At 31.4% G+C, this 13253-nt stretch carries 18 protein-coding genes; all 18 read right to left on the bottom strand.

From position 1 onward, the window contains the following. Position 1: 1 nt before the first annotated feature. A complete protein-coding gene (locus BM383_RS09575) occupies positions 2-196 on the bottom strand; it encodes a hypothetical protein (protein ID WP_093024915.1) in 195 nt (64 codons plus the stop codon). 38 nt (positions 197-234) lie between these two features. Beyond that, positions 235-771 carry a hypothetical protein gene (locus BM383_RS09570; protein WP_143106391.1) on the bottom strand — a complete coding sequence of 179 codons (537 nt, stop codon included), beginning with the start codon at positions 769-771 and terminating at the stop codon, positions 235-237. A 55-nt stretch (positions 772-826) separates the two neighbouring features. After that, positions 827-1315 (bottom strand): hypothetical protein, encoded by a 489-nt coding sequence (locus BM383_RS09565; RefSeq protein ID WP_093024913.1) that lies wholly within the window; start codon positions 1313-1315, stop codon positions 827-829. Next, on the bottom strand, positions 1297-1743 hold the full coding sequence (locus tag BM383_RS09560) for a hypothetical protein (protein ID WP_093024912.1): 447 nt from the start codon (positions 1741-1743) through the stop codon (positions 1297-1299). The genes BM383_RS09565 and BM383_RS09560 overlap by 19 nt, the downstream gene beginning before the upstream one ends. Further along, positions 1740-2153 (bottom strand): hypothetical protein, encoded by a 414-nt coding sequence (locus BM383_RS09555; protein ID WP_093024911.1) that lies wholly within the window; start codon positions 2151-2153, stop codon positions 1740-1742. Before BM383_RS09555 ends, BM383_RS09560 begins: the two co-directional genes overlap by 4 nt. Before the next feature lie 91 nt (positions 2154-2244). Continuing rightward, entirely contained in the window at positions 2245-2982 is a 738-nt protein-coding gene (locus tag BM383_RS09550) for a hypothetical protein (protein ID WP_093024910.1), read from the bottom strand. 10 nt (positions 2983-2992) lie between these two features. Beyond that, positions 2993-3439 (bottom strand): hypothetical protein, encoded by a 447-nt coding sequence (locus BM383_RS09545; RefSeq protein WP_143106389.1) that lies wholly within the window; start codon positions 3437-3439, stop codon positions 2993-2995. A 181-nt stretch (positions 3440-3620) separates the two neighbouring features. Then, complete coding sequence (locus BM383_RS09540; RefSeq protein WP_143106388.1) at positions 3621-4184, bottom strand: hypothetical protein; 564 nt, start codon at positions 4182-4184, stop codon at positions 3621-3623. Positions 4185-4332: 148 nt separating this feature from the next. Further along, positions 4333-4644 (bottom strand): hypothetical protein, encoded by a 312-nt coding sequence (locus tag BM383_RS09535; RefSeq protein WP_093024907.1) that lies wholly within the window; start codon positions 4642-4644, stop codon positions 4333-4335. Between the two features lie 186 nt (positions 4645-4830). After that, positions 4831-6618, bottom strand: a complete 1788-nt coding sequence (locus BM383_RS09530; RefSeq protein WP_093024906.1) for a potassium channel family protein — start codon at positions 6616-6618, stop codon at positions 4831-4833. A 195-nt stretch (positions 6619-6813) separates the two neighbouring features. Continuing rightward, the gene (locus tag BM383_RS09525; protein WP_093024905.1) at positions 6814-7335 is read right to left on the bottom strand and encodes a hypothetical protein; all 522 of its coding nucleotides are present in this window, start codon (positions 7333-7335) and stop codon (positions 6814-6816) included. Between the two features lie 11 nt (positions 7336-7346). Then, complete coding sequence (locus tag BM383_RS09520) at positions 7347-7823, bottom strand: hypothetical protein (protein ID WP_093024904.1); 477 nt, start codon at positions 7821-7823, stop codon at positions 7347-7349. Between the two features lie 170 nt (positions 7824-7993). Further along, the gene (locus BM383_RS09515) at positions 7994-9598 is read right to left on the bottom strand and encodes a T9SS type A sorting domain-containing protein (RefSeq protein ID WP_143106387.1); all 1605 of its coding nucleotides are present in this window, start codon (positions 9596-9598) and stop codon (positions 7994-7996) included. A 608-nt stretch (positions 9599-10206) separates the two neighbouring features. Beyond that, a complete protein-coding gene (locus tag BM383_RS09510) occupies positions 10207-10617 on the bottom strand; it encodes a VOC family protein (RefSeq protein ID WP_093024902.1) in 411 nt (136 codons plus the stop codon). 40 nt (positions 10618-10657) lie between these two features. Then, entirely contained in the window at positions 10658-11389 is a 732-nt protein-coding gene (locus BM383_RS09505) for a helix-turn-helix transcriptional regulator (RefSeq protein ID WP_093024901.1), read from the bottom strand. A gap of 318 nt (positions 11390-11707) precedes the next feature. Then, positions 11708-12073 (bottom strand): VOC family protein, encoded by a 366-nt coding sequence (locus BM383_RS09500; RefSeq protein WP_245766562.1) that lies wholly within the window; start codon positions 12071-12073, stop codon positions 11708-11710. A 225-nt stretch (positions 12074-12298) separates the two neighbouring features. Next, a complete protein-coding gene (locus BM383_RS09495) occupies positions 12299-12775 on the bottom strand; it encodes a hypothetical protein (RefSeq protein WP_143106386.1) in 477 nt (158 codons plus the stop codon). A gap of 152 nt (positions 12776-12927) precedes the next feature. Next, the coding region (gene tnpA, locus BM383_RS09490) for an IS200/IS605 family transposase (RefSeq protein ID WP_093024899.1) at positions 12928-13253 on the bottom strand (326 nt) is incomplete at its 5' end.

The raw sequence follows: 13253 nt of genomic DNA, 5'->3' as shown, positions 1-13253 counted from the left end.
ATTATTTTTTAAGCGTTTTGTCTCCTTTTTTTAAAGCATAAATGAGCAGTATCATACTAATAATCAATAACAAGTTGGAAACAATACCTCCAAATTTATTATCACTGAAATGTTCAAAATCCAATTGAGAAATATTGTAAATCAACAGTATAATTGTGGCTAATAAAACGCCTATGGCTCCTAAATATGTTTTCATGCATACGATATTGAAATACAAACGTACGCAAATAATTCTTAAGGAGATTGAGCTGTTTTTCGCTTAAAGAACCATTGGATTTTACTCTGAGTATTTGGTAAACTGTCGGTACAGGAATTTCCAATACAAAAAGCAGCATTCCACCCGGAAAGTAATGGAACATAATAGCCCCAACCAGACTCTTTTACCATAAGTTTTTGTAAAGAATCTGGAAATATTCCAAAACGAGTTCCTACTTTGTAGTTTTCTATGGTTTTAAAATTAGCATCCTTCGTTGTAGCATAAATAGTATCAGTTTCTTCAATTACATAATCAAAGGATACGCCGTTCACAACAGTACTATGATATGGTTTTAGATCAGAAGCATTTATCATTAATAGCTGAACAGTTTCCTTTTCTGTAACATTTTGTTTTTCGTTACAAGAACACAGTGCTAGTAGAAGACCAAGAATCAGAAGTCTATAATTTTTCATAGAAGGCATTTGGTTTATAAACTTATCTGTAGTGAGGCTGTACAAACCGCTACTTACAACGGTACACACAAATAATACAGTAAGTAATAATTTTATTTTCATACTATATGATGATTGATGTTTGTATTTTTCTTTTGATAATTATATGGTAACCTGATTATTCTTCAGGAGCTACTAATCGTAATGCATTATTGTAATACACACTCATTTGATGTGCCATAAAAAGTCCTAAACTTACTGAAGTTAATAAAGTGCAAACAATGCACATTAAAACAGGAGGCACTAAAAACATTAGGACTTCTTTATCTATATTAAAAAGTAGTAATAAAATAAACGTACCCCAACAAATAATATTTACTGTCGCCGAATATTTAAAGGAGACCAACCAAATACTATTTTCTTTCTCTAAAGCAGTGTAAGCTACTTTAGTGGCAAAATACAAGGCAAACAAAAACGCTATACATAAGCCTACGGTGGGTATTGCATAATTAATTATAAAGATAAAAAGCAATATGCTATCTGCACCTCCCACAAAAATGAGTAACAGTGTACCGTAAATAAATAGAAGTCCACAAGGAAATCCTATAAAGTAGGAGGCTCTTAAACATTTGTGCAAGGTCTTATTCTTTACTCCTCTTCTTTCCATGGGCCGGATATAAAATAACTATTGATGTCGTCTTCAAAGCTACCATAAAACACAAGAGCATCATTCTCTTCAATAGTAAACCAAGCTCCCCCATTTACAGTACAGGTATATGAAACATTGTTCTGCAGCAATTCTAACTCATAACCACATGCATAATGATCAAATAGATGATGCCATTCTGAACCGACTATAATTCTTGATGTAGGAAGTATTTTTTTAATAGTAGTTGCCTCTAGTTCCCAATGCAAACACTCAGGTACATCGTTTTGCGCATTTTTATGATGCTTCTTTTGTAATTCTGTAATCTCAAAAGACGCATGAATATCAAAATGAGGAAATTGATCATCAGTTGGCAACGTAAAACTTGTTATGATAAATATCGAACCTAAAATAATCAAAAATAAAAATGTACTAAGCTTTGCTTTCATGTGGTTACCATTTGTTGTAATTGCTGTTTCGTACTATTATAAAGTTCATGCTCCAAAAAGACAAATTCCTTCGTAAAATGAAAGCCTTCTGTATCTTCGTATTTGATAGATATATATCCCTTTCTGAATTTTAACTTATGAACAGCACTATAGGGAATGTGAAATGTAATTAATTCATTTTGAAACACTTTAGTTTGATAAGAAAAAGTGATACCTTCATGATTCCAATGACAGTTGTTTACATAATTTTTGGTTCTAAAATAGCTGATAACAAACATAATTAAAGCCAAACATACTATAAGCAGTATATCAAATTCATGCTTAAAAATCCAATGTGAAATTGCATAAGTGGTTACATATATAACAGGAAATATGAGCTTATCACAAATAATTTTAAATGCTGGAATCATATACAATTCTTACTTATTAAAGAATCTTAAAGATATTGATTTTATACAAATAAGTTAAGCTCTATTCCTGCTTATTTTTATTCCGCTGTTTTCAATATTCTTTTTTAACCCAGCCATGATTTTTCATTACATCCACTGCTTCTTTTTTCCATTTACCACCTTCAAAACTGTATTTAATATTCATTATTTTAACCTTTTTTCCATCATGAATATCTACAACCATCCAATAAATATTCCCAGATTTAAAAAGATCTATGATATCTAAATAGAATTCACTTTTGATATCTTCTTTTGGTTCAAGGCTAACTTCTTGTCCATTTATCACTATAGAGGCCTTAAGTTTAAAATAGTTAGCAATGTGTATTTTTCTATCAGGATATGTATTCAGATTGTAATACTTTTTCATTTCTGGAGTGTTGAATGCCAGAGTTAGAAAATCTTGATACTCTGCTATTACTTCTTTATTTACGGCTCTAATTTTAGGGTATTGAAGATCACAATACTCAGAAGGCTTGTCTATGGCTGTATATCCATATCCCAAAGTTAAATCAATTAAAACATCGTCTTCTATTATATAAGCTTTATTGACTGTTCCGTCTGTATTTTCGAAACCATGAGTAACACTAATGGTATCATTTTTTATCAAATAATTTCCTTTAACAGTTGTAAAACCGTAGTGTCCAGCAGAGGTTCGTTTAAATTGACCATTTTTAGAAAAATGAAATTCCCATGTTGTACTTCCCCAACATCCTGCAAACGTTTTTTCAATGTTTTGTGAAATAGCTACTTGCCAAAAAACTAATAACACTATGATGATTGTTTTTTTCATAAGTGGTGATCTACTCCTTTTTTGATTTTTGAAATAGTATTTCGGCAATATTCTTTTTATCAAAGGCTACTTTTACTGCGGTAATTGTATCTAGTACATTATTATTATAATAATAGCTTACAACGCCAGAAGTGTATAATGAGTCGTTTGTAATACCTTCAACTCGTAAAGCAGGGATACGTAGTTCAATAGCATCATCTGTTTGTTGATAGGTTAAACTTAGATCTTTAAATTCATTTACAAAGCCATTATCTTTTCTTCGAGCTACAAATGGTATTCGCTTTGTTCCAACCTTAATGTAAATGGTATCATGATCCACGCGATGTCTCGAAACTTCATTTATATCCACAAAGCAATCTTTGTCAATGTGTGCTTTTGTTAATTGGTAAAACTTTAAATAACTGATGTCACTATAATCTTGGGCATACAGATTCTTTCCAAAAAATAGTATTATCAATATACATACTACTTTATTCATAATTAAATATATAGTGTTTTTAGTTGTAGCTTACAATGAATCAAGATACAACTTTTTAGTTCTAAGATTAAAGTGAAAAGTTTTAAGTCTTGCAATCTTATGGATTTACACTAATGAAATTGCCCACTGAACACTTTTAGAAGCTTACAGCTGATAAATACTATTGCTTCCAATCAATATCTGTTAAAGTGTTTTCAATATCTTCAATGATTACCTTTTTAATAGTTTTCGGATCAAACAATTCTTTGTCCAATTTAAAATTAAAAACCAACCCAAAGCAGCAGGCACAGGTACAATATCCGCTGTACTCATGTATTATCAATTGTAAGGTACCGTTATCGTCCACTGCTGCATCATATAATAAATTACTACAACAATTCGCTACTATATTTATATCTACCACAAGCGTAGTGTCTGTTACCTGAATACTATTTATTCTATTTTCTAAATCCATCTCAATGTTATTGGAACATGCTGAGTAGTCTACTTTCTTTAGATTTAGATGTAAATTTTGGCGCCAACCATAATTTTCTGAACCTTCTAAAATAGTATTACCAATTAATAGGTTTCTACGTTCTTCTGGAGCGTTAAATATCAAGGTGTCTGTTTGGTATTCTATAATATCAGGATCCCAATTCACATCCTTTCTAATAAATAAGGTATCTTGAGCAGATACGCTGAACATACTCAATAGTATACAGACTAAGACTACATATGTTTTCATTCGGTAAGTTTTTTTGTTTAAAGTATTGGTTATGACTGTAAATATATAACTGATAGATCCTATATTGATGAATTTCTCTTTCAATTTCAGATATAATAATATCCTACATTGACCATCCCATAACCCATCATACTAAAAAATAATTGTATTACCACAACATCTCTTTCTCTTCAATGCCTAGCAATTGATACATCACTGCGTTATAACGACAACTTATTCTTATTTCCACCTGACTAGTTTCACAACCTAATAAACCAACAAATTCTACATCATATTTTTCTACCAATGCCCGACGCTTTGTAAGCTCAGCTTCACTAACAAAATCACCGCCAATAATAATTATTCGTTTTCCGACTTCAAAATCTTTTAAAGCCTGTTGTTCATTATAGCGTTTGTAGAATGTAGGATCTAAGTCAGATTCAAATTTCGCAAGTAATTTAGCGTCACTAATACCTAACAAGAGTATCTTGTACCCATAGCATTTGCTAAATAAGACAAAGTATCAAAATAAATACGACTTTCTTCATCATGAAATAGTTGTATGAGTTTTTAAAATTTACAAAACTTTTTTCAAACTATGACTAGAAATTAGCTAATTATATTGGATACCATTTTTCATTCGGCAGATGGTAACCACTCCCTTTTTTTAATTTAACAGCTGAGATATTAAGGATACCGAAAAGATTGTAAGCATAAACCAACCTATAAATCCTTGTACAATAGCCAAATATCTTGGTAATCCCTTAATAGGAATCTCCCCAAAACCGAGCGTAGTAAAAGTATTGATAGAGAGCATTAAAGCATTCAGTATTTTAATAAAAATATCATAGGCAATGGCTATGATAAAAACCAGAATTACTAACCACGTCTTCCATCTTTTCTTTTTCTTAGGTAAATCTTGCCACCTTCCCTTCATAAAATCTAACTTCTTCAAAATACGAGCCGACAGTTTGGTTCCTGAAATAGCCCAATTATACAACGGCAACGCGGTGACCATAAAAAACCTTGGGACCTTTGTTCCATTTTTTTCTAACAAAAGTTTAAAGTCTTGAAACTCCAAAAAAAACTCTTGTTTGTTGGCAAGATATACCTCATGCATACCAGCTTCTTTATTCATATAGGTAAAGAAAAATGTATACCTATCCATAATACGCTTTTTTCCATGCACATCCCAGGTATTTGGGAAAAACAAATAGATAAAAGCAAAGATCATGATGACGTATAACGATACAATAATGGCGCGAGCGGGTTCGGTTCCATAAGAAGAAAAAACTTTTAGAAACTGGTTTACCTTCCAGGTAAAAAATCTTTTGAAACTTGGGTCTTTTTGATACCGTATTTGCATTCGTTTGGTTTCAAAATCTTTCAGCTCCATATATACTTCATTGGCGGTTTCTATGTCATACCTGCTCCGGTAATAATCATAAAACATTCCTTTTAATCCTATTTCATTTACAAAAATGCTTTTGTTGTAATACCGAATGGAATCTAAATAACGCTCCGTTAAATTTTTTCTATTAGATGATGCTATACTTCTTGCAAAATTGTAATAGGACTGAGCTGCTATCAAATGATTTTCAAATTGATTCCAATCGATCTGATCTTTGGAATCTAGCTTTTCTGTATAGAATTTTACAGGCGCACTAAACGTATTTTCGGTGATATTGACTCTCGTATCTATTTTCTCAAACGTCAATTGCGCACTTTTTGAAATAAAATCATTTCCTTTGATTAGAAAATCAACACTTTCTGATTCAAAATTTAACTGAATAGCTCCCTCCGTTTTAAGCGTATTTCCACTAATGATTACTGAACCCGTATTGTAAATTTCTATGACCAAATTATTCTTTTCACGATGAGTATCCATAACATTGTTCACTAGGTTCACCATATCTGTCCTATTATTCTTCAATCTATTTTTAAAGAGAAAAAATTGGTTAAAAGTTGAGTTTTGAATCAACATAGAAGACGTAGTGTATACATCTAAATCTTCTTCATTATAAAGTTCTTCATAGAACATAAATTGACCATCAAAAATACAGCTAGATATGTGTAAAGAGTTGGTTTCTGTAAAATTCACATCTTTCTTAAAATGAATATCCTTTAACACCCCATTGATCCAAGAACCGTTATCATTACTATAAGGATAGGCTAAAAACTGTACGTTTTCTAGCTCTACTACTTTATCTATAACTATCTTTCCCCGTGAATCAGAAATAAGACCTGTATTAGTACCAAAAACATCCTTAAAACGTTCAGAATCGGTTTCGGGATTATAATCTATCAAGGCATTCTTCAAATAAAATACCGAGTCTTGCTCCTGTTGCATCATAGCTACAAACTCACTATAAGAATAAGTGGTATACGCTGTATGTTGTGCAAAACCAAAATAACAACCTGTACATAGAAAAAATAGGATAAGTAAGTATCTCATAGCTATATCATTAAACAGAATCCAATACAAGTATACAAATTTTAACACATCAAACTGTTTATTTGTAAAAACAATCTAAGGTTTAAGAGCTATTTCAATTATACTAAAACAAAGTCGCTTTGGAGCGACTCCAGAACTTATTGGCTAGTTTTACAAAGGAGTTATTCGATGATTACCGTTGCAGTATGGACTCTTTTAAATGATTGACTTCATCAAAAATATCAGTAATACAATGCCGAAACTCAAAAGCCAAGAATTTCTATCTATGTTATGTAGTATTCTAATGGGTTGAAGGGATAGAAGAATTAATACGGTTAAACTAAATAACAACCCAATTCCACCATAAACTTGATCCCAATATTCGTATTCATGTAGTGTTGTTGTAACACCTCTCATACCATAAATGGTAATGGGTAACAGAATGATAGCTGAAACAATCCAACAACTGTAACTCAAAATCCAACCAAGTTTCTTCTTGGAAAGTAGTAGCATTCCAGATACTGTAAACAAAGTAGCATTGAAGAGTATTTTCCATTTCTCTAATATCAAATCGAAAAAAGAGGTTTCAATTTTATGGAATCCGTTATGTTCAGATAAGCTTTGAATAGTATTGAAATGGTGCTTGGTAAGATCAAAAAGCATATAAAAAATAATCATACCAATAATCAGATTTACAAATCCAATCACTTTATTTATTGTGTTCCAAATGGGTTTCATTGATTAATTATTTATAACGTTAAGTACATCTTTAAATCATTCATGGAAAGCGTAATGCTTGACCATTCACCACTAAATCGGGAAGCACTATTTTCAGATATTGAAATCAAATTTATTATCTTATCTATTGTTTGAATGTACTCTTCTCTGCTTATGTTCAAAACATTTTCAGCTTCTTTTATCTTTCTTAAGTTTTTTCGTATCCATTCTTCCTCCGCATTATATAAAACAGCCTTTTTGTCGTATTTCAAAACAAATCTTGCAACATCATTAATTTTAATTAACTGAATTTCTTCCTTGACTTTGACGATTATTAGTTTATTCCAGCTACCATGAAAACATCCTCCTTTTTTAATATCAATCCACAACGTATCAGTCAGTTTAATACTTTTAAATTGTTCCAATTTATTCAGTTCACTTTCCTGTGCAAATACTTGCCAAATGTTTCCAAGTAAAATGAATGGTATTATTAAAAGTAACTTTTTCAATAGTGAGTTAATTAGGTGTAACTACTTTATAACATGAACAATATACAACTTTTTAATTCACACCTTCTCTATCTATATAAACAAAAAAGCCGCTTTGGAGCGACTTTGTTCACTTATTCTCTCGTTTTAAAAAGGAATTATTTTGGGCTAATCAATTTTGTTATCCCAAATTACTTTTTCACGAACTTTTTATATGTCATATCACCATTTCTACCAATAAATTTTATAATATACACACCAGGATTTAAACCTGCTATATTAATTTTATTAATAGAATTAATGTTTTTTTCTAGTACCAATTTACCGTTCATATCATAAATTTTAGCCTGGGAAATATAATTTTGACTACTGAAATAAACAAAATCAGATACTGGGTTAGGGTATAAATGTATACTTTCAATTTTATTAATTGAGTTAATATTTAATGTATTAGAGTCTAATTTCCATAATTGAGCATTTTTAGAATAATACAAGTCATTATTATAAATTAACTTTCGGCCAAATGCTCCATGAACTATATTATCTAATGCTTCAACCGGATCTAGAGTTAAAGAATTTATGTCTAGTATCCATCCTTTTCTTTGTGGCCACGTATCTTTAGGCGAACTAACAAAAAATAGATTATCATTTATATTATCCAACGATAATGCAGAATAATTTCCTAAAAAAGCTGGCGGTTGTTGCGGTGCTTGGTCTACTTCTAGTATTTCTGTCACTAAATTGGTATCACTATCCAAATAAAAAAGTGATGTACCATTATTAGAATTTACAGAAGAAAAAATCAAATTATTACCAAGGGTATTTAAATATGAAGGATAGAAATATTGGTTATTTGTTACCGTATAAATTTCAGAAGTTCCACTGGTAGTTCCATCTGATTCATATATAGATAACTTTTTTAAATCGCTAGAAAAAAAAGAAAAGTACATTTTACCATTCAACTCAATAGCATCACCAAAGTTAGCTAAATCATACTGAGCATTCCACACGCTTGCAATATTGTTTGTTCCATTAAGAGTTCCATCAGTTTCATATAAAAAAGAACGTGTAATAAAATACAATTTATTATTATAATGTATATACTGACTTAACTCATTGGTACTCATAGAACCATTACCATCCATTTCTCCTGTTAGCGGGAAAGTTCCAATATCTGTACCGTCACTTCTCCACACCTTTACATTATTTGTTGACGGTACTTGAATTGTAAAAATAAAAGAGTTATTCACACTTCCTTGAAAGGATGGCGTACTCCATAATGAAATATTATCTTTCACCAAGATTGTCCCTGAATCTGTACCATCTGATTTCCAAATTTGTAAGGTATTCTCACCCGTTTTTATTGTCATGAAAAACTCATTTCCAACCGTAGTCATTCCATATAATCTTCCATCGAAAGTAGTTACAAATGATGAGCCCTCCTCAGTTCCATTAGTCTTCCATATTTCGCCACCTCCCGTATAATTATTGTCAACTTTTGCGGTAAAAAATAATTCATTATTAAGTTCAGTTGAAAAAAAAGTAGTCAAACCATTAGTTTCACCTGGTTCAATATCTATAACTAAATTTGTGTTTAATGAAGTGCCGTCACTTGACCATAATTCTCTACCAGAACCATCATTTCCTGCTGGAAAGAAAATTTTGTTATTAAACTCTTGAAGATATGCAGGGTTAGATACTTCAACACTGTTGTATGTGAAATTTGAAATTTGTACTTGGGCATTTAGATTAAAAAAAATAGTAGAAAGCACAAAAAAAAATAATTTTCTTATCATAATGGTTGTCTTAATTTTTGTCAACAAGTTTATTTTATCAAAAATACAAATTTTTATGCCATCTTGATTTTTATACTATCATTTTCTTACACTAATCTATTTTTTCTGTAAAACGGCACCATTTTTACACATGCACAGCCGTCTTCCAAAGGGTTGGCTCATAAATTTGTTTTTGTATTTCTTGCTAAAAATGGCATTTGGTAATCAATCAAACACACTTCTCATGAAAAAGACTATGGAAGAATCCCACAATTCCAAGAATAACTACTGTCCCCTTAAACGAGAAACCGCTTTGGAGCGACTTTGTATAACTTATTCTCTGGTTTTAGAAAGGAGTTGTGCAACGATTAACGTCTTTGTTACCTGTTTTTGCTTTTAATTCCCAAAAGTAATTGGCAAATTAAAATATCTTATGTTTTGCTGCTCTTTATTATTCCTCAAAATAACCGAGGAAATAACGATACTGATTGACAAGATGATCAAGCCTAAATGATATTAATCTAAACTAACACATTCAATTTAGTAATGTTCGTAACATCGTTTTGCAAAGATAAAAGACGCACCGTGACCTATTGTTCACGGCCGTCTACTCCAATGGTAATTAACACCTATTGCTTACTTTCAAATTTCTTAATAGTTTCTGGAGTCGTTGGTGTAAAGAGGTTGACTAAATTACCGTCAGGGTCACGGAATAAAAGCGATTTGTTTCCCCACGGCATTGTTGTAGGTTTTTGAACCATATAGGGTTCTAAGAAATCAGCCAATCTTTCATAGTCTTTTTCTACGTCATCTACCAAAAACTCTATAATAGCGCTGCGATTTTTTGAAGCCTGAGCCACAGCTTCTCCACCAAAAAAACGCAATGTTTTGGTACTTCCTATAGCCAAGGTGGCTGTTTTTGTTTGTAGCTCTGCAAAATCAGGTGTGTATTGCACTATTGGCATACCTGTAACTTTCTCATAAAATTTTACCAAACCTTTTACATCGGTAGTAATAATACGAATGGATACTAAACTCATTTTTTAGGGATTTAAATTCTAGAGCAAAAGTAAATTCAGGTCATGACAACAGTGTGTCAGGGGTCTTGAAATTTTTTTCTTTTTCAGCCAAATACTCCTGTAATGTGAGCGTATGAGGTTTGAATATTAACTCCGTTTGATAAATTGTCTGTATTCTATCTAGCCGAAACATTCTGTAATCTTTTCTTAACCTACAATAAGCAATCAGTGTCCAATTCTCCTGCAAACTGTAATACAAAGCAAAAGGTTCTATGAGTCTTTCTGATTTTTTGTTTTCATCTTCTCGTTGATACGTGATACGAAGCACTTGAAAGTTTGTCAAAGCATTTTGAATTAACATTAGTGAATTACTTGTATTTACGCCCGATATGGCAGGACTAACAGCCAATCGCTGTGATAATAATGCTGTTTTTTCTCTGGTAGAATATCGTAAAACTGCTTTTATCTTGTTGATGGCTTCCTGGTATTCTTTAATAAGTGAGCTATCTCTGTTTTTAACCACTAATTGTTCTACTGTAATCAAGGCATTGGCTTCACTTTCCGAAAACATCACAGGAGGAATTTTATATCCTTCCATTAAAGTATAACCTTTACCTTCTTGGGTTAAAATAGGAACTCCAGCTTGTTCCAATGCTTTGATGTCTCTGTAAATGGTACGTACACTAACAGCAAATTTGTCTGCCAACTCTGTTGCCGTCAAAAGACGTTTTGTTTGTAACTGTGTTAGAATAGCTGTTAGTCTTGAAATTCTTTTAAGATCAATTTCATTCATTTTTAATTAGTTCTTAAGGCATTGGTCATTTTCTTGGAATGATGGCTAATACATTGTATAAATATACACAAACCTTTGGGTTTCGCTAATTCCAAATAGATTTTAAAACTTCCTCTTAGCCCAGTAACAGAATAGCTAAAAGGTGGTTCTATATGCGCGCTGGAGTATCGTCGTTGGCAAAACAACATAGTAACAAACAAACTCTTAAAACAAGCTATTGCTATAGCAAAATCAGCAAAAGCCTATGATAAAATTATAGTTCTATAGTATCCTTATGAGACTTGTTTTTTAACTCAGATCTTTGTTGTGAGCTGGCTTTCATTTTTCCAAATCTTGTCCAAACTGTAACAAATATCCATTATTGTCATAAATGGCAAATTCTCGCATTTCCCATTCAAAATTTTCAATCTCATAACAGATTTTTGCTATATCTTTTAATTCTTCCCACAGTTCGTCTACTTGGTCGGTGTTGAAATAAAAGCTCCCCGTAAAAATCGGTTTTTCAAAAGGTGTATGTTCATTAGGCTTAGCAATCATAATTTCTACTTCGTCCTTATATAAAGAAGCCCAACCCCAGTCATCATTTCTTTCGCCAACTATAAATCCTATAATTTTTGTGTAGAAGTCTATGGTTTCATCAAATTTGTCAGTCCAAATCATGGGACGAAGATTTTTTAATTTCATATCTCTTCAATTTTGGATAAATTTTATGGTAATATTACACAAAAAGGTCACTTATAAGCGTCAGTTAAGGTTTGAAAATTAATGATTTTCTTAAGAATTATCTTTACCAAACATACTCTTAGAACAAGCTTTTGCAATAGTAAATTGAGCAAGGCCTTATGATGAAATTATAGTTCTATACTATCATTATTAGACTACTTTTTTTAATTTAGATGTTTGTTGGCATTAGTTTTTATTATGTATTTGAAAAATTTCGGAATCCTTTTTTGTACTGCTTTCAGCGTCTTTTATTGGATAATCAGATAAGAAACAAACATCAGTTATTTGAATTTCGCTCATTGGTGTTTTGTGAATCAAATTTGTTATTTGTTTTGCCAATGTCTTTTGATTTATATGGTAAATTCCTCCTGACCAACCATGGTTTCCATAAGTCATACTCCAAATATTTTCATTTTCAGATTTTTCTGTTGAGTAACTAAAGTATGCTCCTGGATCACTTATCGTTGGGTGAAGTGTGTCGTGAAAAGTTATTTCAAATTTTTCTTTTCGTAGTTTTTCAAGTAAAAGTATAACATCATCAGTATTAACCGTTTTATTAATAGATATAAATGTAGTTTCTCCTTTATTAACAAGTTTAAAATCTTTATTTAATTTAATAAAATTTGTCAATTCATTTTTAGAAATATTAGATAGAGATTTCATTTGGTATTGATTTTCGATTTGCTTAATAAAGTACAACTCATTTATATCATGAACAATATACAACTTTTTATAGACCACACTACAAATACTAAACCACTCTGGACTCAAAGTCCAGAGGTTTGATAACACGAGGGACTATAAGTCCCTCATTTCTATTCTAATATAAAATTAGAATTATCTGAAGAATCTTTACGGTGATGCTCTAGGTACTCATTTACCATTTCGTCTGTTACATTTCCTGTACTCCACACTCCATAACCTACTGCCCAAAAATGTTTTCCCCAGTAAGTATGACCCAGTGAACTAAACTCTTGTTGAAGTTTCCTTGATGTTCTTCCCTTCATTTGTTTCACTATTGAGCTTATACTATATTTAGGAGCATATTCTATATGCATGTGCACATGGTCTTGACTTACAACTCCTTTTAAGATCTCAATCCCCTCTGCATCACATATTTGTATCAGTAGTTCGCGACATC

This window comes from Pustulibacterium marinum (assembly GCF_900116665.1).
GTDB lineage: Bacteria > Bacteroidota > Bacteroidia > Flavobacteriales > Flavobacteriaceae > Pustulibacterium > Pustulibacterium marinum.
This window is presented reverse-complemented; position numbering and strand designations above follow the sequence as displayed.

Excerpts from the sequence above, each read along its gene's own strand:
- BM383_RS09575 (WP_093024915.1), bottom strand. The coding sequence starts at position 196 with ATGAAAACATATTTAGGAGCCATAGGCGTTTTATTAGCCACAATTATA.
- BM383_RS09570 (WP_143106391.1), bottom strand. The coding sequence starts at position 771 with ATGAAAATAAAATTATTACTTACTGTATTATTTGTGTGTACCGTTGTA.
- BM383_RS09565 (WP_093024913.1), bottom strand. The coding sequence starts at position 1,315 with ATGGAAAGAAGAGGAGTAAAGAATAAGACCTTGCACAAATGTTTAAGA.
- BM383_RS09560 (WP_093024912.1), bottom strand. The coding sequence starts at position 1,743 with ATGAAAGCAAAGCTTAGTACATTTTTATTTTTGATTATTTTAGGTTCG.
- BM383_RS09555 (WP_093024911.1), bottom strand. The coding sequence starts at position 2,153 with ATGATTCCAGCATTTAAAATTATTTGTGATAAGCTCATATTTCCTGTT.
- BM383_RS09550 (WP_093024910.1), bottom strand. The coding sequence starts at position 2,982 with ATGAAAAAAACAATCATCATAGTGTTATTAGTTTTTTGGCAAGTAGCT.
- BM383_RS09540 (WP_143106388.1), bottom strand. The coding sequence starts at position 4,184 with ATGAAAACATATGTAGTCTTAGTCTGTATACTATTGAGTATGTTCAGC.
- BM383_RS09530 (WP_093024906.1), bottom strand. The coding sequence starts at position 6,618 with ATGAGATACTTACTTATCCTATTTTTTCTATGTACAGGTTGTTATTTT.
- BM383_RS09525 (WP_093024905.1), bottom strand. The coding sequence starts at position 7,335 with ATGAAACCCATTTGGAACACAATAAATAAAGTGATTGGATTTGTAAAT.
- BM383_RS09515 (WP_143106387.1), bottom strand. The coding sequence starts at position 9,598 with ATGATAAGAAAATTATTTTTTTTTGTGCTTTCTACTATTTTTTTTAAT.
- BM383_RS09510 (WP_093024902.1), bottom strand. The coding sequence starts at position 10,617 with ATGAGTTTAGTATCCATTCGTATTATTACTACCGATGTAAAAGGTTTG.
- BM383_RS09505 (WP_093024901.1), bottom strand. The coding sequence starts at position 11,389 with ATGAATGAAATTGATCTTAAAAGAATTTCAAGACTAACAGCTATTCTA.
- BM383_RS09500 (WP_245766562.1), bottom strand. The coding sequence starts at position 12,073 with ATGAAATTAAAAAATCTTCGTCCCATGATTTGGACTGACAAATTTGAT.
- BM383_RS09495 (WP_143106386.1), bottom strand. The coding sequence starts at position 12,775 with ATGAAATCTCTATCTAATATTTCTAAAAATGAATTGACAAATTTTATT.